The 23,211-nt window shown below is 52.3% G+C and carries 14 protein-coding genes and 2 pseudogenes; 14 read left to right on the top strand and 2 right to left on the bottom strand.

From position 1 onward, the window contains the following. The first annotated feature begins 380 nt into the window (after window positions 1-380). The 4 genes and pseudogenes from E7745_RS03515 to E7745_RS15225 form a co-directional block, all read left to right on the top strand. Window positions 381-1,319 (top strand): hypothetical protein, encoded by a 939-nt coding sequence (locus E7745_RS03515; protein ID WP_168181982.1) that lies wholly within the window; start codon window positions 381-383, stop codon window positions 1,317-1,319. Window positions 1,320-1,380: 61 nt separating this feature from the next. After that, complete coding sequence (locus tag E7745_RS03510) at window positions 1,381-4,083, top strand: leucine-rich repeat domain-containing protein (RefSeq protein ID WP_136408312.1); 2,703 nt, start codon at window positions 1,381-1,383, stop codon at window positions 4,081-4,083. Window positions 4,084-4,756: 673 nt separating this feature from the next. Further along, window positions 4,757-6,046, top strand: a complete 1,290-nt coding sequence (locus E7745_RS03505; RefSeq protein ID WP_107031184.1) for an ATP-binding protein — start codon at window positions 4,757-4,759, stop codon at window positions 6,044-6,046. Window positions 6,047-6,193: 147 nt separating this feature from the next. Then, a pseudogene (locus E7745_RS15225) lies at window positions 6,194-6,370 on the top strand (transposase); the annotation flags it as partial. Window positions 6,371-6,644: 274 nt separating this feature from the next. On the opposite strand, the gene E7745_RS03495 reads toward E7745_RS15225, so the two are convergent. Then, window positions 6,645-6,866, bottom strand: a complete 222-nt coding sequence (locus E7745_RS03495; protein WP_107033196.1) for a DUF2795 domain-containing protein — start codon at window positions 6,864-6,866, stop codon at window positions 6,645-6,647. Window positions 6,867-7,083: 217 nt separating this feature from the next. Here E7745_RS03495 and E7745_RS03490 point away from each other — a divergent pair. From E7745_RS03490 to E7745_RS03465, 7 genes and pseudogenes are all read left to right on the top strand, one after another. After that, window positions 7,084-7,959, top strand: a pseudogene (locus tag E7745_RS03490) (glycoside hydrolase family 140 protein); the annotation flags it as partial. A 359-nt stretch (window positions 7,960-8,318) separates the two neighbouring features. Next, on the top strand, window positions 8,319-11,522 hold the full coding sequence (locus E7745_RS03485; protein ID WP_136409160.1) for a TonB-dependent receptor: 3,204 nt from the start codon (window positions 8,319-8,321) through the stop codon (window positions 11,520-11,522). A gap of 19 nt (window positions 11,523-11,541) precedes the next feature. After that, window positions 11,542-13,542, top strand: a complete 2,001-nt coding sequence (locus E7745_RS03480; protein WP_124075956.1) for a RagB/SusD family nutrient uptake outer membrane protein — start codon at window positions 11,542-11,544, stop codon at window positions 13,540-13,542. Window positions 13,543-13,701: 159 nt separating this feature from the next. Continuing rightward, entirely contained in the window at window positions 13,702-15,093 is a 1,392-nt protein-coding gene (locus E7745_RS03475) for a pectate lyase (protein WP_168181980.1), read from the top strand. A 158-nt stretch (window positions 15,094-15,251) separates the two neighbouring features. Continuing rightward, window positions 15,252-15,374: a hypothetical protein gene (locus E7745_RS15165; RefSeq protein WP_255575998.1), complete on the top strand. Its 123-nt coding sequence runs from the start codon at window positions 15,252-15,254 to the stop codon at window positions 15,372-15,374. Beyond that, window positions 15,347-17,497, top strand: a complete 2,151-nt coding sequence (locus tag E7745_RS03470) for a TonB-dependent receptor (protein ID WP_136408311.1) — start codon at window positions 15,347-15,349, stop codon at window positions 17,495-17,497. Before E7745_RS15165 ends, E7745_RS03470 begins: the two co-directional genes overlap by 28 nt. Window positions 17,498-17,706: 209 nt before the next feature. Beyond that, window positions 17,707-18,639 (top strand): hypothetical protein, encoded by a 933-nt coding sequence (locus tag E7745_RS03465; RefSeq protein WP_136408310.1) that lies wholly within the window; start codon window positions 17,707-17,709, stop codon window positions 18,637-18,639. 150 nt (window positions 18,640-18,789) lie between these two features. Here E7745_RS03465 and panB read toward each other — a convergent pair whose 3' ends face one another. Further along, window positions 18,790-19,611: a 3-methyl-2-oxobutanoate hydroxymethyltransferase gene (panB, locus tag E7745_RS03460; RefSeq protein WP_124075955.1), complete on the bottom strand. Its 822-nt coding sequence runs from the start codon at window positions 19,609-19,611 to the stop codon at window positions 18,790-18,792. A 203-nt stretch (window positions 19,612-19,814) separates the two neighbouring features. On the opposite strand from panB, the gene E7745_RS03455 reads away from it, so the two are divergent. The 3 genes from E7745_RS03455 (at window position 19,815) to E7745_RS03445 (ending at window position 23,211) form a co-directional block, all read left to right on the top strand. Further along, the gene (locus tag E7745_RS03455) at window positions 19,815-20,723 is read left to right on the top strand and encodes an AraC family transcriptional regulator (RefSeq protein ID WP_107033203.1); all 909 of its coding nucleotides are present in this window, start codon (window positions 19,815-19,817) and stop codon (window positions 20,721-20,723) included. Between the two features lie 147 nt (window positions 20,724-20,870). Then, a complete protein-coding gene (locus tag E7745_RS03450; protein ID WP_107033204.1) occupies window positions 20,871-21,296 on the top strand; it encodes an HIT family protein in 426 nt (141 codons plus the stop codon). A 97-nt stretch (window positions 21,297-21,393) separates the two neighbouring features. Then, a complete protein-coding gene (locus tag E7745_RS03445; RefSeq protein ID WP_136408309.1) occupies window positions 21,394-23,211 on the top strand; it encodes a Na/Pi cotransporter family protein in 1,818 nt (605 codons plus the stop codon).

Genomic DNA, 23,211 nt, shown 5'->3' with positions numbered 1-23,211 from the left:
ATTCCGGAGGATGAGGTGGGTTTATGTGTTGCCATCCCTCCCATAGCCGGAGCAATGGCAACGTTATCGGCTTGCCACTAAGCTTGCCAAGACATATTAGTAAAAAGCGTTATTGACGCTTGGTTTCTGACTATCTGAAACTTCGCAACTTTCAAAAATTCTGTCAGGCGACCTTGCAGCGATGATGCTCATGGGTATGTAATATCCTCATACTCCGCGACGGAGCATGCCGATTATATACATACGGCGTGGGGTCAGCGTTGCTCGTTTCGACAGAATAGGCAATGCGAAGGCCTCAGATAGTGAAGCGAGCAACAATCGGCTTCACGCTTTTTCCGTTTAATCATTGCCCGACCGGAAGCCATTGGGTTGTGTAATCAATGGAAAGTAAAATGCTGTCTGATTTCAAAAAATGGCTTCTTTCTAAGAGAGGTCTGACCACCGCGAAGAGCGCCGATTCTTATGTCAGCCGTTTGAAAAGGGCATTCCGGCTATGGAACAATCAATCCACTTTTATGACGCCGATCGAATCCAATCTAAACGTATTGGGTGTATTGTGCTGTACCAACGCCACCGCTTGTGAAAAAATATTCACAACGATTCTCGGATACATCGGCGCGGAATATGCCGCCGGCCGTTGGCTCTATGGCCCCGCAAATGATGTGGCAACAGCCGTAAGGACATTTCATGAATTCCTTCAGAGCCGTTGTGTTGCCCTGTCGGCCGACAGTAATGAAAAGGTGGAGGCTTCCTCACTCGCAAAAGAAGCGCAGGAGATTGAGCTTGCAGATGTGTTTTATCCGGTACAGCTGAATTTGGCCGGACGCGTAGCTTCACGCAACAGCAAAGACTGGCCGGCATCAAAGCTTTCAGGAATAATCGGCAAAACCGACGAGGGATCATGGATTGCCCGAACTGTAAAAAACATTATCGTATTGACCGATAAAGGCATCCACCATGTAGTCGACATCGCTGAATTCAGGGTTGGCAGTAACAATATTCTCATGGCTCGCCCAACCGTTTACGGCAACAACACATACGCCAAAGTATATAGCTACCATGCGAATGGCTCGATAGCGCCCTTTAAGGTACAAAGAAATGCCGATGGCAGCCTCGACCTTTCAAGCATTTCAATTGACCACTCCCCTGCAATTTCCATTGCCATAAAAAGCGGCCGCTTCCCCGAATTTCAGAAGCTCAACGAGGGTACAAAACCCAATGCCGAAAAACTTAAAACCGAATTCAACGCACTCAACAAAATGGTTACCTATATGCTGATGGAGCGAGGCCAAAACAGCGCCAAAGGGAACAAGTGGTAAGCCCCGGAAATACACAAAAGAGAGAACCGGCATATCAGTATCTCTGCCCCTGACCATATCCATGATCAGCGGCATCAGGCAAGAACAATATCAACATTATCAACAAAAAATCAATAAAATGAAAAGACTTTTACTACTCTTGTGTGGGTTAATGTCTTTGTTGATGTCCGTACACGCGGCGGATCAAGACGAGTTTACCTACACATACAAAGGACACACGCTAAATTACCTCGTCTTAAGCGAGTCAAAAAGAACATGCGCGGTTATCGGCTCTACTTCCGGGCCTGTTGGAGCGCTGGAATTGCCCGATTTTCCTGTTAAAAACGGTATCGAGTACACTCTTGTTGAAATAGCCGACTATGCTTTCTATTATTGCCGCGGACTTACATCGGTTGAAATACCGAATTCGGTAAAAACTATAGGTGACCGTGCTTTCTACATGTGCACCGGACTCACCTCCGTTGTTATCGGTAATTCGGTTATGAGTATCGGGTACGAAGCTTTCGCAGATTGTTCGTGGCTAAAAAAATCGGCGTACCCCGATAACATTCCCAATCCTTTTAGCACCGGCATAGCCTTTGCGTATTCTGCTCAAGGAACGACTATAGAGGACGGTGTCATTTTTGACCGCGCGAAAACTACCATCTACTTTGCACCTGTAACGCTATCGGGCGAATACACCATCCCGGAATCAGTAACATCTATCGACCAATACGCTTTCTACTACTGCACCAAACTTACCTCCGTAGTTATCGGTAATTCGGTTATGAGTATCGGGTACAGCGCTTTTGCAAATTGTTCGGGGCTAAAAAAATCGGCGTATCCCGATAACATTCCCAACCCATTTAGTAATTACGTCACCTCTATTGCGTATCCTGCTCAAGAAACGACTATAGAGGACGGCGTCATTTTTGACCGCGCGAAAACTACCATCTACTTTGCACCTGTAACGCTATCGGGCGAATACACCGTACCGAGTACGGTAAAAACAATCGCCGATGATGCTTTCTCATATTGCACCGAACTCACATCGGTTGAAATACCGAATTCGGTAAAAATTATAGGTGACGGTGCTTTCTTCGAATGCATAGGTCTCATCTCCGTTATTATAGGTAATTCAGTTGATGATATCGGGATCGGGGCTTTCAATGGTTGCACCGGCCTCACCTCTGTTGTTATCGGCAATTCGGTTAAGAGTATTGGAAACAGCGCTTTCGCATATTGTTCCGGACTCACATCGGTTGTAATACCGAATTCGGTACTAACTATAGGTGGGAGGGCTTTCTACAATTGTTCCGGTCTTACATCGGTTGTAATACCTAATTCAGTGCAAACTATCGATGAAATAGCTTTCTACAACTGTACCGGACTCACATCCGTTATTATAGGTAATTCAGTTAAGAGTATTGGGAACGACGCTTTCAGTGGTTGTACTGGGCTAAAAAAATCGGCGTACCCCGATAACATTCCCAATCCATTTAGCTCTGGCAAAGCCATTGCGTATCCTGCTCAAGAAACGACTATAGAGGACGGTGTCATTTTTGACCGGGCGAAAACTACCCTCTACTTTGCCCCTGCAACGCTATCGGGCGAATACACCGTACCGAGTACGGTAAAAACAATCGCCGATAATGCATTCTCATATTGCGAAGACATTACGTATGTACGCATGCCTGCTACTTTGTCAAGCATCGGCAAAAATGCATTTTTGGGCTGTAAACTTTATGACTTCACTATTCCAAACGCAATCAAGTCATTTGATATGGCACTATTATCGGGTAATCCCTTGAAATCGTTAACTGTTGGATCTGGTGTGACGCAGATTTCAGGCGCTGCCGATTTTTTGAGTGGCATCGAAAAGATTTTTTGGCTTGGGAACAATCCCCCTGAAGGATGTTATTCATTTAATACTATTACTGTTGTCAATTTTGTCTCTAACGACCAGTATGAATTCGGAAATCAAATTTTATATCCATTCTTAAGCTCGATGTTCGATGTTGAGGGAATCGTATATGTCCCTGTCAGCCCGTCTGAAAGAACCTGCAATGTCGTAGACTATTTCTATGCACCCTCTAATGCTGTATTCTCAGTTCCACCAACCGTTACAAATAAGGGAATTAAACTGAAAGTGATTGACGTAGGAGCGTACGCCTTCTACCACCACGACTATCTTACAGATATTACTTTGGATAACAACGGTGTCATAGACGACTATGCCTTCTATAACTGCATAAAATTGCAGTCGGTGACATTTGGAAACAATATCCCGGAAATCAAAAACCATACGTTTGAAAATTGTGAGGTTCTGAAAAAAGTAGAGAATTCGCCGGCTTTGATATCAATTGGTGAATGGGCATTCTCCGGTTGCGTTGGAATGGAATACTTTTCAGTCGGAGATAAAGCCACATCTTTTGGCGAAGAGGCATTCTCTGACTGCACCGGATTGACAGAATTCTACTCGTATGCAGCCACACCTCCTGTATGCGGCAAGCAGGCACTCGACGATATAATCAAATGGAACTGTAAGCTGTATGTACCCATAGGAAGTGAAAACCTGTACAAAGATGCACCTCAATGGAAAGATTTCTTCTTCAGAATTGGTATTGAATCAGGAATTGATACTATCTTTATCGACCCCCAAAATAATAATATCGAGATCTTTGATATTAACGGTATAAAGCTGACTACACGCCTGGAAGATCTCCCGGCAGGCATTTATATCGTCCGTCAGGGCAAAAATGTAAAGAAGATAGCCGTTAAGTAATTATCCCCGGCTCCAATCGATCTCCACTCTACGAACAATCAGCTGCGGCCCCCAAGGAGCCGCAGCTGATTTTAGAGGGTGTTTCATAACTCTTGTTATGAAACACCCTCTTAGTTCATACCCTTTCCGGTTATCCCGCTACATGGTTTAGCGGACAGTAAGAATATCACATAGATCTTCATTTGTCCTGACACACCTCCCCACAAGATGCATCACAGCCTTCGAAACATCCTGATGATTTCCTGACATATCGGATCTGATTTAGAGTTCGTTGTTTAAAAATTCTCAAACATAAAATTACTAAAGGGAAAAAAGAGTTGGGCTGTCGCGTGGCGCGAAGCTCAACTCTTTGGTATTCTTTTGGTTAATCCTTTTGTGCAGGCTTAGTACTCCTCCTCGTTGAAAAGTCATACATACTATGTATGTCAATCAGTTATAAAATATGTGGTGTAATATGGACAAACATATTTCACGATCTGACAGCGTGAAATCGAATGGACAAACAAATGGGTAGGGCAATGGATACATATCACAAAAATCAAAAATAAATCACCGCAAAAAACATAAACATATTACCACAAAAACCAAAAGTATTTTGTCGCAAAAATCAAAATTACACTTTGACAATAAAGAAATTCTCACTATCTTTGCAGAAACAAATGTCAGTAAAGAAATGCCATATTTACCTCGCATTGCGGATACTACACTGCGTGAACATCTTGACGCGTTTGGAGCTGTACTCATAGAAGGCCCCAAATGGTGTGGCAAAACAACTACCGCAGAACAACAGGCCAATAGTGAACTTAAACTTCAGTTGCCCGACACTCGTGACGGCTATCTTGCCACAGCCGCAACCAAGCCTTCTCTTCTTTTGGATGGTGCCACTCCACGACTTATTGACGAGTGGCAGGATGCTCCGACGTTGTGGGATGCCGTAAGAAGTGTTGTGGATGAGAGACAGAAGGTTGGGCAGTTTATCCTTACAGGATCGAATTCTGTAGACAAGTCAAATATATTACACACCGGAACCGGCAGGATTGCAAGGATAAGGATGGCGCCTATGAGCCTTTGGGAATCCGATGAATCCACAGGCGAAATCTCTCTCATGGAACTGTTCGACAATCCCGAACTTGAGATTGACGGCAAGATGTCATGTCTCGATATAAAGCAGTTGATTTTCGCATCCTGCAGGGGCGGTTGGCCGGCTTCGCTATCTCTTCCGACAACAAGGGGAAAGCTGTTGGTGGCCAAGAATTATGTTCAAAGTGTATGCTCTACGGATATATCCACTGTCGACGGCGTTGCTCGCAGTGAAAAGCTCGCACGTGAGATTCTGCGCACCTATGCAAGAAACATCTCGACTCTTGCGAAGAAACAGAAAATGATAAAGGATGTTGTGGCTACAACAGAAAGCTGCACAGAGCCAACGTTCGACAGTTATGTATTGGCTTTGGAGAAACTGTTTGTTATTCAGGACATTGATTCATGGTCGCCTGCCGTGCGTTCTGCCACAGCAATCAGAAGAGGGAAGAAAAGAGGCTTTACAGATCCATCCATCGCAGTTGCGGCATTAGGACTTTCACCAGAACGGCTGCAAATGGATTTGAAAACCTATGGTTTCATATTCGAGTGTATGGCAATGAGGGATCTTCGCGCGTATTCCCAATCATGCTTTGGAGCTATATCGTATTATCATGACAGGTATGATCTTGAAGCAGACGCAGTCCTGCATCTCGACGACGGCAGATATGCGCTGATTGAGTTTAAGCTCGGTGGTGCTGAAATAGACAAAGGTGCAGAGCATCTTCTTGAAATCCGAAATCTTGTAAGAAAAATGAATGAGCGCGAAAAGCAGATTGTAATGGAAGAGCCTGCACTGTTGCTGGTAATAACAGGTGGCCCAATGGCATATACTCGGCCCGATGGCGTAAAAGTTATTCCTCTTGCCTGTTTGAAGGACTAATAATCGTTGTCACAACATATCACCGCCCAAATTAACATGAAATCGTTTTCCAATATACCGGAACTTCTCGGTCGCCTGCATACGGAGCGGCAACTTCTGCATGCTCTTTTTCCTGACTTCATTACTCAAAAAATTGAGTGATGAAGTCAGGAATGGATACTGAGTCAGCCGAAAAACGACTGTCAGATGGTGGAATACGACAAGGGATACGGCAAACGTCTGCTGGTGGGATATAACGCCGACCGCGCCCGCAAGGATGCGTATAACCGCGAGAAAGGACTCCGCAGGCTTGAAAAGGCATACCGCAGAGGCACACTCACTAAGATGACTTTACCACAGAGCAAGCAGGCGATATCCCGAACGCATCAACGCATCGCACCTTTCTTCTCGGATGATTTTTGGGGTACGCGTTGACGAAGTCAGGAGTTATACGACAGTTTATCCCGATTGTTTATATTCCTTTTTTATCGGTGCGCTAATTTTACGCCAGTTTATTATGCTGTAAAAGGGGGTAAAATGCAAGAAAAAAGAGTTGGGCTGTCGCGTAGTGCGAAGCTCAACTCTTTGGTATTCTTTGGGTTAATCCTTTTGCGTGGGCTTAGTATTCCTCCTCGTTGAAGAAGAAGTCTTCTTTCTGGGGGTAGTCGGGCCAGATGTCTTCGATACATTCATATGTGTCGCCTTCGTCCTCCATCTCCTGAAGGTTTTCTATTACCTCCAGCGGAGCGCCGGAACGCATGGCGTAGTCTATCAGCTCCTCTTTGGTTGCGGGCCAGGGTGCGTCTTCAAGTTTTGATGCTAATTCGAGTGTCCAGTACATGGTTGTGAAGTGTTTATGTGTATGTTCGTTTTTTGTGGGCGCAAAGGTAAGAATTTTATCTATATATACAATCGAATTCGCTTCTTGATTTGTTAAATCTTCTAAATGGCATCATCACCCGGCGTTAAACCGCAAATTATTCTCTAATTTTGCATCCGGACCGTCCTGATGGTCCCGGTGTTTTACGCCATAGCAACCGTATAATCAGCCCAATGCCATGATCACATTTCCTACCTCGCAGCTCTCCCGTCTGTTTGCTGCCATCTGTCTGACACTCACTATCCTCACGGCCTCTGCCGCCGAACGCCCCTGGACTCACGGACCGCTGAAAGTCTCTGCCAACAACCGCTTCCTCTGCCACTCCGACGGCACCCCATTCTTCTGGCTCGGAGACACCGGCTGGCTTCTCCCTCAGAGGCTCGATCGCGATGAAGCCGCCCACTACCTGCGCCGATCCGCTGCCGACGGCTACAATGTTGTCCAGATCCAGGTCATCAACGGTGTGCCCTCATTCAATACATACGGTGCCCCTTCCCATCCCCGACGGCACTGAAGAAGATGTCTGGATGTACGTCGACTCTGCCACCGTCCGCCAGCCCCTGCGCCCCGTCCTCGACGGCGAGCCAAGCTACGAAGACATCCCCTAGGACTCCACTCCGATCTCGAACCGCGCTGGAACGACCTCGACATCCGCCGCTACGCCTACTGGTCAGTCTTCGCCGGATCATGCGGACATACCTACGGCCACAATGCCATCATGCAGTTCGTCCGCCCCGGAGTCAACGGTGCCTACTTTGCCGACGGCGAAGCCAAACCCTGGTGGAAAGCCCTCTCCGACCCCGGACGCGGCCAGATGAAACACCTCAAACACCTCATGCTTGCTTTCCCCTACTTCGAGCGCCGCCCTGACAGCCTCATAGTCCGCGACAACGGCATCCACTACCAGCGCCTCCTCGCCACCCGTGGCTCCGACTGGCTCATGGTCTACAACCACACCTCCCGCCCGATGAATCTCGACCTCAGCCGTATCAGCGGCTCCGGCAAACACATCTGGCTCATGAACCCCGCCGACGGCAGCCTCCTCTACATCGGCACCCACAGCGGGTCCCACCTTACCATCGACCCTCGCAAAATCCCCGGCGCCCCCCTTTTCTTACTCTGCCCTACCGGCCACCCTCTATGTCATAAATACAATAAGCACACAACCCGACAGAACCCACAATTAACCTATTTTAACTATTCGGGGGGGTAATTTGTCTAATTTTATCTAATTTTGCGCAAAATTTGTGCGTCTCGGAACCGTTTTTAAGATTTCTAATACCATTTTTTACCTTAATAACAGCACAAGAAGGTGCTACATTCTAATTGTTTTTAACCAATACCATTATGAGAGACAAGCAATGTTTTGTTTCAGCCGTCTGCTCCTCACTGATCCGGCGGTTGTACATCTTTATGCTTCTGACCATGACAGGCATCACTGTCAACGCCCAGACTCTTTCGGTAAGCGGAACGGTGATCGACACCGAAGGCGAACCGATGATCGGAGCCAACGTAATCATCAAAGGAACCACTACAGGCGTGGCCACCGACGTTGACGGCAAGTATTCACTTAAAAATGTCCCCGCAGACGCCACACTCCGCTTCAGCTACATCGGCTATCAGACCCAGGAAGTAGCAGTCAAAGGCCGCAGCGTCATTGACGTGACCCTCCAGCCCGAAGCAGCCATGCTCGACGAAGTGGTTGCCATCGGCTACGCCACCGTGCGCCGCAAAGACCTCACCGCCGCGACTTCATCGGTAGGAGGTGCAGAACTTGCAAAAATGCCGGTGACAACAGCCGCCCAAGCCCTCACAGGCAAAGCCGCAGGTGTCAACGTAATCACCCAGAGCGGCGCGCCCGGTGCCGACATCAACATCACCGTCCGCGGCGGAACATCAATCACCCAGGGATCAGAACCCCTTTACATCGTTGACGGCTTCCAGATGGAATCAGGCCTCCAGAACGTCGACATCAATGACATCGAGACAATCGACGTAATGAAAGACGCCTCAGCCACAGCCATCTACGGTTCTGCAGGTGCCAACGGTGTGATCCTCATCACAACCAAATCCGGAAAATCAGGCAAAAGCGAAGTAAGCTACAACGGCTACGTCAGCTTCAGCCGTCTCGGCAAGAAGCTCGACCTCCTCGGAGTGGAAGACTACGTGCGCTACCAGTATGAATTCCAGGCACTCCGCGGCAACCTCGACAACTTCGCCAACATATTCGGCGGAAGCGTCAGCGACCCCGATTTCTACACCGGAGCTGACAGCCGCATAGCAGAAATGTACCGCACACGCCAAGGCATCGACTGGCAGGACGAAGTATTCGGCAAAACCGGTATCACCCAGAACCACAACGTAAGCATCACCGGAGGCAACGAGCGCACCAACTTCATGGTCAGCTACAACTACACCGGTGAAGACGGCATCATGGACCGCCACAACTACAGCAAAAACAGCGTCCGCGCCAAACTCAACCACAAGATCTTCGACAACGTACGCTTCAACTTCGCCACCTCACTCCAGTCAACCACAACCGAAGGCGGCGGATCGCTCGGAGGCACACTCAAGCAGACAATCCTCCAGCCCATCACCGGAGGTGTGCTCTGGACCAACGACCAGATGCTCAACCAGGACCTCGCCGATGAATTCCTCGCAATGCCCGGCGGAACAAACTATGATGCAAACAACCCCATCATCAACAACCGCTCGATCGACAACAAAAAGTTCAAGCGCATGGCCACCGTCAACGCCGGACTCGAAATCGACATCATCAAAGGACTGACATTCCGCACAGCCGGCAGCTACATGTGGACCCAGACCCGCAAAGACTACTGGGACAACGGCAACACAAAGACCGCCGCTTCCAACAAGAGCCCCTACGGCTACGGTTCGCGCGACAACTTCGAAGACTCCAACTGGCAGATCACCAACACACTCAACTACTCCTTCGACCTCAACAAGAAGCACAACTTCACAGTGCTCGTCGGCCAGGAGACCTCTCACTGGGAGTCGATGAAACTTGAAAACGAATACCGCTCATTCCCTGACGGCAACTTCGGGCTCAATGATGTCAGCATCGCCACCCCCTACCAGTGGAAATCATCCAAATCTCAGATCGGCCTCGTGTCTGTATTCGGCCGTCTCTCCTACAGCTTCGAAGGAAAATACCTTCTGAACGCCACAGTCCGCGGCGACGGCTCCTCGAAATTTGCCAGAGGCCACAAATGGGACAGCTTCCCCTCCGTCTCCGCCGCATGGCGCATCTCTGAAGAGAAATTCATGGAAGCCACGCGCAACTACATCCAGAACCTCAAGCTACGCGCAGGCTACGGCGTGGCCGGCAACAACAAGATCGACAACAACATGTATGCCACCGAATACGGCTCAGGCCACTACGGCAACGGATCTTCTGACTTCCCGACCTTCGTCCCCGGAACCACCCTCGGCAACCCCGAACTCGTATGGGAAAAGACCAAGACTTTCAACGTCGGTCTCGACCTCTCAGCCTTCAACAGCCGCGTAAACCTCCAGCTCGACTGGTACAACAACCAGTCTGACAACCTGCTCATCAAAAACAAGATCCCCAGCTCGACAGGCTACACCCACCAGTTCCAGAACATCGGCTCGATCCGCAACCGCGGTATCGAAGTTGTGCTCAACACAGTCAACATCGCCACCCGTGACTTCTCATGGACAATGGACTTCAACATAGCCTTCAACCGCTCGAAAGTCCTCTCCATCTACGGCAATGCCGAAAATGACTTCTTCATCCAGGACTACGAATCGCGCATGGGCTTCAAGATCGAAAAAGGCAAACCCCTCGGACAGTTCTACGGACTTGTCTATGACGGCATCTACACCACCGACGACTTTGACCAGCTCTCTGACGGCACCTACAAGCTCAAAGACGGAGTGGCACGCCTCAAAGGCTTCAACGGAATCGTACGTCCCGGCGATGCCAAATACAAAGCCATCTCAGGCGAGACCGACGCCAACGGCAACCCCGTCTGGAGCGTAAACGACCGCACCGTCATCGGCAACGCCTCCCCGAAATTCATCGGCGGATGGACCAACACCTTCATGTACAAAGGCTTCGACCTCTCGGTGTTCATGAACTTCAGCTACGGCAACAAAGTCTTCAACATGAGCACCCAGCGCTTCATCGGCCCCTACCTCCCCAACCAGAACACCCTCTCCAAGATGGCCAACCGCTTCACCCTCATCGACCCCGCCACAGGTGAAGCCACCACAAACCTCGCCCGCCTGGCCGAACTCAACCCCGGACAGCACAGCGGCAAACTCATGTGGAACATTTCCGAAAACAACAAGACCGCCATCTCGGACCACAGCAGCTACTACATCGAAGACGGATCGTTCCTGCGCATCAACACCATCACCCTCGGCTACACTCTCCCCAAGAAAGCCATCCAGAAGATACGCCTGAGCAACCTGCGCTTCTACGCCACTGCAAACAACATCCACACCTTCACCGACTACACCGGTTATGACCCCGAAGTAGCCGTGTCGGCAAGCGCTCTCACTCCAGGCATTGACAACTCTTCATATCCCCGTGCCAAGAGCTGGGTAATCGGCGTAAACCTCTCATTCTAATCCAAATCAGAACTCTATCATGAAAAAGATATTCAACATAATGGGTGCCGCACTGCTGCTCGGCACTCTGACCACCTCATGCGAGGACTGGCTCGAAATGCCTTCGGAATCAAAGGCCGACAGCGAATCGGTGTTCGCCACCGTAAGCCGCGCCGACATGACCGTGGCCGGATGCTACACCTCACTCCACCACCAGGAACTCGGCTACCAGCTCCTCGAAGGCACCGACGAAAGCGCATCGAAGGAAAGCAACTCGAAATACAACGTCAGCAACTACGATTATACCAACCTCACCGGTATGCTCAGCAACGTTTACACTTCGATGTACAAATCCATCGAATACGCCAACGTCTGCATCAGCAAACTCGGCAAAGTGCCCGTATCGTCAGAAGCTGACCGCATCCACGTCAACGGACTCATGGGCGAAGCCCTCGCCGTAAGAGCCTACGCTTACTGGAACCTCGTGCGCTTCTACGGTGATGTACCCTTCAACGAACGCCCCACCTCGGAGCTCAACACCTTCGAATCATCACGCGTGAGCCGCGACACCATCTATGACCACTGTGTCCGCGACCTCCAGAAAGCCACCGAGCTCCTCCCCTGGCGCAGCGAAAGCTACCTCTCCACCCCCGAACGCTTCACCAAAAACGCAGCCTACGGCATCCTCGCCCGCGTGGCCCTCTACGCCGCCGGACAGTCTCTGCGCTGGAACCTCGACCAGGTGCCCTATGACAACTCCACCGTGCGCATAGACCGCCGCGATGATCAGAAACGCGTCCGCGAGCTCTACCAGATCGCAGCCGACGCCTGCTTAGCAGTGATCCAGAAAGGCGAAAACGACCTCGTCAGCAACTACGACCAGCTCTTCCGCGACCTTGCGCTCAAACAGTACAACAGCGAGACCATGTTTGAATACGGCTGGTATGGAGCCAACTCCATTGACTGCCGCACAGGCTACGTCAACGGCCTCCCCGGATCAGGCGAAAGCCTCACCCTCGGCAAACCGGGCTCACAGATGATGGCCATCCCGACATTCTACTTCGAATTCGAAGACGGTGACCAGCGCCGCGACGTGTCGGTCTGCAACTACGCCCTCATCCTCAACAAGGCCGGTGACACATACCGAATGAACACCTACGCCGGAATGGGAGTAGGCAAATACCGCATCAACTGGAAAAGCGAAATCGGCGCCAGCAACTCGCGCCGCGACATCAACTGGCCCATACTCCGCTACTCCGACGTGCTCCTGATGTATGCCGAAGCCCTCAACGAGCTCAACAACGGCGCCACCGACGAAGCCGTCAAAGCCGTCAAGAAAGTGCGCATGCGCGCCTTCCGCAACGATGAAGCCAAAGCAGGCGCCATCCCCACCGGCCACGACGAATTCCTCGACTTCATCATCCAGGAACGCAAGCTCGAACTCAGCAACGAAGGCCTGCGCCGCACCGACCTCACCCGCTGGGGCATACAGTATGAACATCTCATGGCCGAAAAAGCCAAACTCGTGCAGCTCTGCAAGCGCGAAGGCCGCTACGCCGACGTAGCCCCCTACCGCGCCTTCCGCATCACCTCCACTCCCAAGCTCCAGGACCCCAACATCGCACTCCCCTACATCGATGTCAAGGAGTCAGACCTTTCGCAGATGGACCTCACCGCTGACCAGATCTCAGACCTCCACATCCTCAACTCAGCCTCCAAAGGATCTGCAAAATGCAAATTCTATGAAGCAGGAGGCAACGTCTACTTCAGCCGCAGCCTCGTGCCCGCCGGAGTCGACGCCGAAGAAGTGGAATACACCGTGCTCAACATGTTCAGCATCAACACCGCCACCCAGAAAGGCAACCTCTCTGTGACAAAAGTGGCCGGCGTATCTGACGAAAACACCTGGATCACCAACTCAACCGGCACCGGCATCTTCTACGGCCTCACCAAAAACAAGACCGAGCTCATGCCCTTCCACCAGACCGCCATCATGGATGTCAACCCCGGCCTGGCCGGACAGCAGCACCCCGGCTACTGATCATCGGAATGAACCTTACAGGAACCGTTAAATAATAATAATCCACTTGATCCGGACGGCGGAAACAGGCGGCAGCATCCGCCCGTAACCGCCGTCCGTTTTTCATCACTCTCCTGACAGCCACAACCGCCCCAACAACCCCTCCACCACCACTGCACCATGAAACAGACATCTCGCACCCTCACCCTGCTCCTCACAGCCGCAGCAGCTATCTCCGCCTCAGCCGCTGCCCCTCTCGCCTTTCCCGGAGCCGAAGGCTACGGACGCCACACCGCCGGAGGCCGCGGCGGACGCATCATAAAAGTGACCAACCTCAACGACAGTGGCCCCGGAAGCCTGCGCAACGCAGTAGAAGCCACCGGTCCCCGCACCGTGGTCTTTGACATCGACGGCACCATCGAACTCCTCTCACCCCTGCGCATCAACAACGACAGCATCACCATAGCCGGACAATCGGCCCCCGCCGACGGCATCTGCCTCAAAGACTACCCCCTCGTCATCAACGCATCGGAAGTCATAATCCGCCACATCCGCGTGCGCCCCGGCGACCGCCACAACCTCGATAGCGACGGCATAGGCGGCGGACGCTACGGCCAACGCAACGTAATCCTCGACCACTGCTCCGTCAGCTGGAGCATCGACGAATGCCTATCCATCTACAAAACCGAAAACCTCACCGTGCAGTGGTGCCTGATAAGCCACAGCCTCAACAGCTCCGTCCACACCAAAGGAAGCCACGGATTCGGAGGCATCTGGGGAGGCTACAAAGCCACATTCCACCACAACCTACTCGCCAACCACGCAAGCCGCAACCCCCGCTTCTCATCGGTCGACGGCACAAAATGGGTCGACTTCCGCAACAACGTGGTCTACAACTGGGGATTCAAGACAGCCTACGGCGGAGGCCACCACGCCGAAATCAACATGGTGGCCAACTACTACAAACCCGGCCCCGCCTCGCAACACAGCCGCCTGCTCGACGTAGCCGATGACGCCACCGGCCGCTACTACGTAGCCGCAAACCACATCGAAGGCTCCCCCCAAGCCACCGCCGCCAACCGTCTGGCCGTCACCGACCGCCCCGGCAAACCCTACATGCGCCACCGCCGCAGCACACCCCCCGAAGCAGGCATCAGCCCCGCAGCCATCCCACAGCCCGGCTCCGCAGCCTCCACATGCCTGGTCAGCTCACCCTTCCCCTACGTGATGATCAGCGAAGACAGCCCCGCCGAAGCCTACCGCAGAGTGCTCGACCAGGCCGGCTGCAGTTTCGCGCGCGACAGCTACGACAGTGACGTCATACGCCAGGTCAGACTCGGCCTCGGCGAAAACGGCAGCAACGGCATCATCGACACCCCCTCTCAGGTAGGAGGCTGGCCCCTGCTCCGCAGCGCCTCCCCCGCTACAGACACTGACGGCGACGGAATCCCCGACGCCTGGGAAACAGCCCGCGGTCTCGACCCCCGTGACCCCGCCGACGCCACAGCTCGCACCCTCGACCCCGGAGGCTACACAAACATCGAAATCTACCTCAACTCCCTCGTCCGATAACCCCCGGCCATCAAGCCTATCCGCGGTGCTCCGGGCCTTCACGCAGATTTAATAATTATTTAATATAATCTATTAAATCGGTTTGACCATTAATTGCTACCTTTGCATTCTCTTTCCTTGAAAGCACTCAAAATTTCTAAGGTAAAACCCCACTGATAATGTCTCTACGTCTGCCCGCGCTCTTAACACTGCTCTGCGTATCCGGACCGGCCATCGCCTCCACAGCCCCTGACGGAATCACCCCGACAGGCTCATGGAAGGCCCTGACACGCTGCAGATAGGCGAAGTCAACATCACCTCCGTCAAGCAGGGCCGTTCGCTGCTGCGCCAGCCTGTCACAGTAACCACCATCCGCCAAAGCGAACTGGAACGCTTCGACATAGCCGGAATGAAAGGCGTATCGGAAATCGCCCCCAACTTCTTCATGCCCGACTACGGATCGCGGATGACATCGTCAATCTACGTCCGCGGCATCGGCGCCCGCATCGACCAGCCCGCCGTGGGCCTCAACGTCGACAACGTCCCCTATCTCAACAAAAACGCCTATGACTTCGACTCGCCTGACATAGAGCGCATCGAAGTGCTCCGCGGGCCACAGTCAACGCTCTTCGGACGCAATACCATAGCCGGACTTATCAACGTCTACACCCTCTCGCCCATGTACTACCAGGGGCTGCGTCTGCATGCCGGAGCCGCCACTCACGGCAACTACCGCCTCGGCCTCTCATATTACCGCCGCTTCTCCTCCTCATGGGCCTCATCGCTCAGTGCCTCAGGCTCCCGCCGCGAAGGATATTTCCGCAACAGCCACAACGGTGCCCGCGCCGACCGCGAACACAACGAATCGCTGCGCTGGCGCACCATATTCCGCCCCTCATCGGCCCTGAGCATCGAAAACGTGGCCTCCTACAACCACGCCCACCAGAACGGCTACCCCTATGCCTCGGCCGAAAGCGGACTCATCGACTACAACGACCCGACCTTCTACCGACGCACAGCCTTCACCGACGGTCTGACCATCACCTGGACCACCCCCGCCTTCACCCTCGCCTCAATCACCGGATTCCAGTATCTGTCAGACAACATGACTCTTGACCAGGACTTCCTGCCCGAAAGCTACTTCACCCTTACCCAGAAGCAGCGCGACCGCAACGTCACCCAGGACATCGTCATCCGCGGAAAAGCCGGTGACTACGGCTGGCTCGCAGGAGTCTTCGGCTTCTACAAATATGCCGACATCAACGCCCCAGTCACCTTCAAGGAAGACGGAATCAACCGCCTGATCCTCGACAACGTCAACTCACAGCTCCCCGCCGGAATGCGCCTCGCCTGGGACCAGCCCGAACTCCTGCTCGGCTCCGACTTCCGCAACCCCGTCAAAGGCATAGCCGTCTACCACCAGAGCTCCTATGACATCGACAACCTCTCGCTCTCACTCGGCCTCCGCTTCGACTACGAGCACACCGCCCTGCGCTACCACAGCTATGCCGATGCCTCGGCCACCATGTGGCGCGGACAGATACCACTGCGCACACAGGAGATCCACATCGACAACAGCGACCGCCTCAAACAGCACTTCGCTCAGTTTCTTCCCAAGTTCAGCATCACCTACAACCTCCCCCACTCCGCAGTGTTCTTCTCCGTGGCAAAAGGCTATAAATCAGGAGGGTTCAACACACAGATGTTTTCCGACTTCCTGCAGCAGCGCCTCATGGAAGAGATGGGCCGCCCGGCTGAATACGACGTCGATAAAATGGTCAAATACCGCCCCGAAATCTCCTGGAACTACGAACTGGGAGGCCATTTCAGCGTAGACCGCAACCGCGTCTACTCCACCTTTGCCCTCTTCCTCATAGAATGCCGCGACCAGCAGCTGACCATGTTCCCCGACGGCACCACTACAGGCCGCATAATGGCCAACGCCGGCCGCACCCGCAGCCTCGGCGGAGAATTCACTCTCAACTACCGCCCCACAGACCGCTGGCACTTCAACCTCGCCTACGGCTACACCCGCGCCACCTTCCGCCGCTTCTCTGACGGCATAAATGACTTCAGAGGCAAACGGGTGCCCTACGCTCCGTCCAACACCCTCTTCACCGCCGCCACCTACCGCCAGCCCCTGACACTCGGATGGCTCGATGCCGTAAGCCTCACAGCCGACATGCGCGGCACCGGATCAATCTACTGGGACGAAGCCAACCTCTGGCGCCAGCCCTTCTACACCGAATTCGGCGCCACCCTCCGCTTCGAATTCCCCGCAGGATCGTTTGAACTCTGGGGCAAGAATCTCACCGACCGCAGCTTCAATACCTTCCGCTTCGAGTCGATGTCAAACAGTTTCTTCCAGCGCGGACTCCCCGCCCGCGGAGGCCTCACCCTCCGCCTCGACTTCCCTTCGCTCTAATGGGAGGGTGATATCCAGAACGCTATTTCAGAACCTCTTAGCGCTTTTTTAACCCTTCTTTGCGCTTTTTTAACTAAAGCCCGCACACTCTCCGACAATAAGAGCCCGCGAGCCACGTTAAACTATAGACTTCGAGGCCGTTTGAAAACAGCCTTTTATATCATCAATAATATAGAAATCAAACAATAGCACACAAACACCAGACAATCATGAAGAAATATCTTCTTTCGTCAGCTATGCTGGCAGCCACTCTCAGCCTGACCTCCTGCCTCGGAAGCACAAGCGACGAGCAGGTACTGACCTACAACTATGGCAGTAGCGAATCCTGCTTCAACCGCGTGATCGACCTCCAGGACGGTAGCGAATTCATAGCAAGCTCACCTTCCTACAGCCTCAAATACACCCCCGCGGAAGCACAGGTGGAAATCACCCTCTCAAACATCATCCTCAGCCCCGCAGCCTCACCGCTCTCCTTCAAGTTCCCGGCAATGAAATACACTCAGGACCAGCTTGACGGATTCATCGTGACCACCGGCCGCAGCATCGTCCCTGAAAACGCCGGAAACTCCACCTATGTATTCGACACCTTCAACCTCCGCGCCTACTTCGGACGCCCCAGCCACCTCGGATCGGTCTACTATATCCGCTACCAGCTCGACATAAACAACGAGCCCCGCTATGAAGTGACCACCTATGCCAAGCGCAACGCCTATGTCGGCCCGGTGATAGCCACTGACCTCACTGACAACAGCGTCTACAACACTGCCAACAATCTTGACGCTCAGGCAGACACCTACTACATCGTCAACCTCGACCAGGAGAAACGCACCGCCACACTCCAGGTCTACAACGGCAAATATTCCGACAGCATGACCCCGCTGGTATTCATGGTCAAGGACCTCCCCTACACCTACACAGAATACGGCTATACCATCGTGGCCGGAACTGACAATGCTCTCCCCGTCTACACCGCTACTTCTGGTGAAAAGCCGGCCGAAGGCCTGGAGATGACAGATCTCTCCATTGTAGGCAACCTGCAGAACGGTGCCACAATCCGCTTCAAATGCAATCTCGGCGACAACGACAAGTATAACGTGACCGCCAATCTGCGCTATCTCCTCTACAATACAAACAAGAATTGATCCTTTTTATTCAGGATTATAATCCCTTGGAAATATGACAGACGGCATCCGAACCATCGGATGCCGTCTGTCATATTTCCATTTTACTTTTATTTACGGTGCCGGATGAAATCCCGGCAGGAGCTTAGATCGTTGTTAAAAAACAACCTCTTAGTATTGTTCTTTCTCGTTGGGGAAGTCTGAGCTTTTGACATCGGAGATGTAGTTGCCGATGGCGTCTTCAATTACTGTGCCGAGGTCGGCGTAGCGGCGGAGAAAGCGGGGGGTGAAGCCTTTGTTGATTCCCAGCATGTCCTGGAGTACGAGTACCTGGCCGTCACATCCGTTGCCGGCACCGATGCCGATGGTGGGAATGGTGAGGCTGCCGGAAACTTCGGTGGCGAGAGCTGCCGGTATTTTTTCAAGTACGATAGCGAAGCAGCCGGCTTCTTCGAGGAGGCGGGCATCAGCTATGAGTTTACGGGCTTCGGATTCCTCGCGCGCGCGGACGTTGTAAGTTCCGAATTTGTTGATGCTCTGGGGTGTGAGTCCGAGGTGGCCCATTACTGGGATTCCTGCCGAGATGATGCGGCGGATGGATTCGATGATCTCTTCGCCTCCTTCAAGCTTTACGGCTTCGGCGTTGCTTTCCTTCATGATGCGTATGGCAGACGCAAGAGCCTGAGTGGAATTGCCCTGGTAGGTGCCGAAGGGCATGTCGCAGACCACGAGGGCGCGCTTCACACCGCGGGTGACGCACTGGGCGTGATAGATCATCTGGTCGAGGGTGATTGGGAGGGTTGTTCCGTAGCCGGCCATTACGTTGGCTGCGGAGTCGCCTATAAGTATTGCGTCCATTCCGGCTTCATCGACGAGACGGGCCATTGAGTAGTCATAGGATGTGAGCATGGCGATTTTTTCGCCTTTTGCTTTCATTTCGATAAGGCGGCGTGTGGTCACCTTGCGGGGATCTTCAACGGTATAAGTTGACATTGTTTATTCCAATTTAGATTCTTAGAAGCTTTTTCATGCGGGAGTTTCTGATGATGAAATTCCGCGACAAAGGTATTAAGTTTCTGCAAAATGACCAAGTTTATCTCTGCCGAGCAGAGGACGGATGACCTTTTTCGGGGACTTACTTACCAATATTACGGACGGTTGGGTGACGGGACGGAAATTGTGATTATATTTGCCTTATGGAAAAGAATATTGTGAATCTGGATTCGATCGATGCCTACAACAAGCTTTACGGGCTTACCACACTGCACCCGCTGGTGACTGTCATTGACCTGAAAGAGGCCAAACAGGTGGTGAATAATATCAGGATCAAATATGGCGTCTATGCTCTGTTTCTGAAGAACGGGGTTGAGTGTTCGCTGCGCTACGGTCGCAAGCATTATGACTATCAGGAGGGCACGGTGGTGAGCTTCTCTCCGGGCCAGGTGATCGATGTGGAGATGAAGCGCGAGGTGCTTGCTCCGGATGTGGTGGGGCTGATGTTTCACCCTGATCTGATCTACGGGACTCCGCTGGGCGACAAGATAGGTGAATTCGGTTTCTTTGACTATTCGCAGATGGAGGCACTGCATCTTTCGCAGGACGAGCGCAATATTTTCCTTGACTGTCTGGATAAGATCAGGAAAGAGCTGGAGCATCCGGTGGACCATCATTCGGCGGCACTGCTTTCGGCCAACATACAGCTGCTGCTTGAGTATCTCCACCGGTTCTATGACCGGCAGTTCATAGTGCGCCATAAGGTGAATTCGGACATAGTGAAGCGCTTTGAGAGGGAACTGAAGGCTTATTTCGAAAGCGAGGAGCGGCGCGATGCAGTGCCTTCGGTGGCCTATTTCGCGGATCTGGTTAGTCTGACTCCTGGCTATTTCGGCGATCTGGTGAAAAAGGAGACGGGCAATACAGCCCAGGAGATGATCTCACGCCATATTGTGGCTGTGGCCAAACAGCGTCTGGCGGCATCGGCAGAGGACATCAGTGTCATAGCCTATGATCTTGGCTTCCAGTATCCGCAGCATTTCACCCGCTTGTTCAAGCGGCTGACGGGTGAGAGCCCGCGGCAGTACAGGGAACACCTGAGCCTGAACTGAGGCGGGAGGATTGTCAGGGAGGTTTGCGGGTTCGGATTATTATGACTAATTTTGTGATTAGGTAACTCTTCAAAATCTCAGAGTCACTTACCGAAGATATCAATACCTAATCCACGAAATCTATTAACCTGAAAAAATATCCGCTTTATGAAAAGTGATCCTAAAGACTGTCTCTATTGCACCAATAACGAGACTCTTCACAATCTGATGATCGAAATCGCCACTCTTGAAGTGTCGAGAGTCTTTCTGTTCAAGGAGCAGACCTACCGCGGCCGCTGCCTTGTGGCCTATAAAGACCATGTCAACGATCTGTTTGAGCTGAGCGACGAGGAGCGCAATGCGTTCATGAAAGATGTCACCCGCGTGACCCGTGCGATGGACAAGGTGTTTCACCCCGAAAAGATCAACTACGGCGCCTACAGCGACAAGCTCTCGCATCTGCACTTCCATCTGGCTCCGAAGTATGTCGACGGCCCTGACTACGGCGGCACTTTCCGCATGAATCCCGGCGAAGTTTATCTGAGCGATGAGGAATATGCCGATATGGTGGCAAAAATGAAAGCAGCTCTGTAAAAAATTCAAAAATTTCTTTATAAATTTGCAGTCGGAGAAAGCCGTGTCCGAATGGAGGACCGTTTCTCCGACTTTTCACACATTTATAACCCGTTACATGAGTTACAGCTTCCTTGACCTCCTGTGTCTTTTAGGATCAGTCGCCATGTTCCTGTATGGAATGAAGGTGATGAGTGAAGGCCTCCAGAAGGCTGCCGGTGACCGGCTTCGTACAATACTTTCGGCAATGACCCGAAACCGGTTTACCGGAATGCTTACCGGTATAGTGATCACTGCTCTTATCCAGAGCTCGTCGGCCTCGACGGTGATGGTGGTCAGCTTCGTCAACGCCGGCCTCATGACACTGGGACAGTCTATGGCTGTCATATTCGGTGCCAATGTCGGCACCACGTTCACGGCCTGGATCATCTCACTGTTCGGATTCAAGGTAGATACTTCCGCATTTATACTTCCGCTGATTGCCTGCGCGGTTCCGTTGCTCTTCGCCAACGCCAGCCGCAAGAAGTCAATCGGCGAATTTCTTATAGGCTTCGCCCTGATGTTCATGGGCCTGGACATGATCAGCGATTATGTACCTGACCTGCAGAGCAATCCAGAAATGTTTGCCTTCCTCGAACGCTATGCGTCGATGGGCTTCGCCTCGGTGCTTCTGTTTATGTTCGTGGGCATGATCATCACGGCTGTTATCCAGTCATCGGCGGCAACTTTTGCCATAGTGCTGATCATGTGTACCAAGGGGTGGATCTCCTTTGATCTGGCCTGTGCGGTTGTGCTCGGTAGCAATATAGGCACTACGATCACACCGCTGCTTGCATCGATGAGCGGCAACGTGGCAGCCAAGCGCACGGCTATGGGCCACCTGCTTTTCAACCTCTTCGGCATAGTGTGGACTCTTGCTGTGTTCTACCCCTTCGTCAGACTCAACGTGCACATCACCGAGTGGCTCGGCCAGGGTGATCCTGACAGCATCTTCAACTATGTGAATGATCTTGAGGCCACGGATCCGCAACTCTACAACAGCATTTTCGACGGCAGTCTGCCGGCGGGACATCCGGTGCTCGCCAAGATAGCCCAGATGCAGTTCAGCGTGTCGTTCGGGTTGTCGATGTTCCACACGGTGTTCAATCTTATCAACGGTGCCATCATGATCTGGCTGACAGGATTCTATGTGACAGTAGTGGAGAAACTGCTGCCCGCCAAACACAAGGAGGAAGAGGAATTCCAGCTCAAGTTTATTGCCGGAGGTCTGATGAGTGCCTCGGAACTCAACATAGCCCAGGCAGAGAAGGAGATAGTGGTCTACGCCCAGAGAGTACAGCGCATGATCGGGATGGCGCAGAACATTGTCCACAACAATTCGGGCAACGAGTTCACCAAGCAGTTCTCCCGCATAGAGAAGTATGAGGAGATCTCTGACCGCATGGAGATCGAGATAGCCAACTATCTGAACCGCTGTTCGGAAGGCAGGCTTTCAAACGAGGGCAAGCACCGCATCGCCGCCATGCTGCGCATAGTCAGCGAGATAGAGAGCATAGCCGACTGCTGTTACGGAGTGGCCAGGATTCTGATACGCAAGCAGGAGGGGCATGTGAATTTCAACGACGAGATCTCGCGCAACATAGACTCGATGTTCATAGCCGTAGAGGCCGCCATGACCAACATGATGCTTCTGCTGCGCAACTTCGAGACCGCCGAGCAGGCCGACATCATCACCTCTTACAATCAGGAGCGCGAAATCAACAACATGCGCAACCAGTTGCGTGTGGCAAACGTTGAAAATATCAACAACCACCACTACGAATATCAGGCCGGCATCTATTACATGGACATCATCGGCTCGCTCGAAAAGATCGGCGACTATATCATCAACGTGGTCGACGAAGTGAGAGCCCAGTTCCGCAAGAAGCCCGCCTGA

It is taken from the genome of Duncaniella sp. C9 (assembly GCF_004803935.1).
Taxonomy (GTDB): domain Bacteria; phylum Bacteroidota; class Bacteroidia; order Bacteroidales; family Muribaculaceae; genus Duncaniella; species Duncaniella muris.
This window is presented reverse-complemented; position numbering and strand designations above follow the sequence as displayed.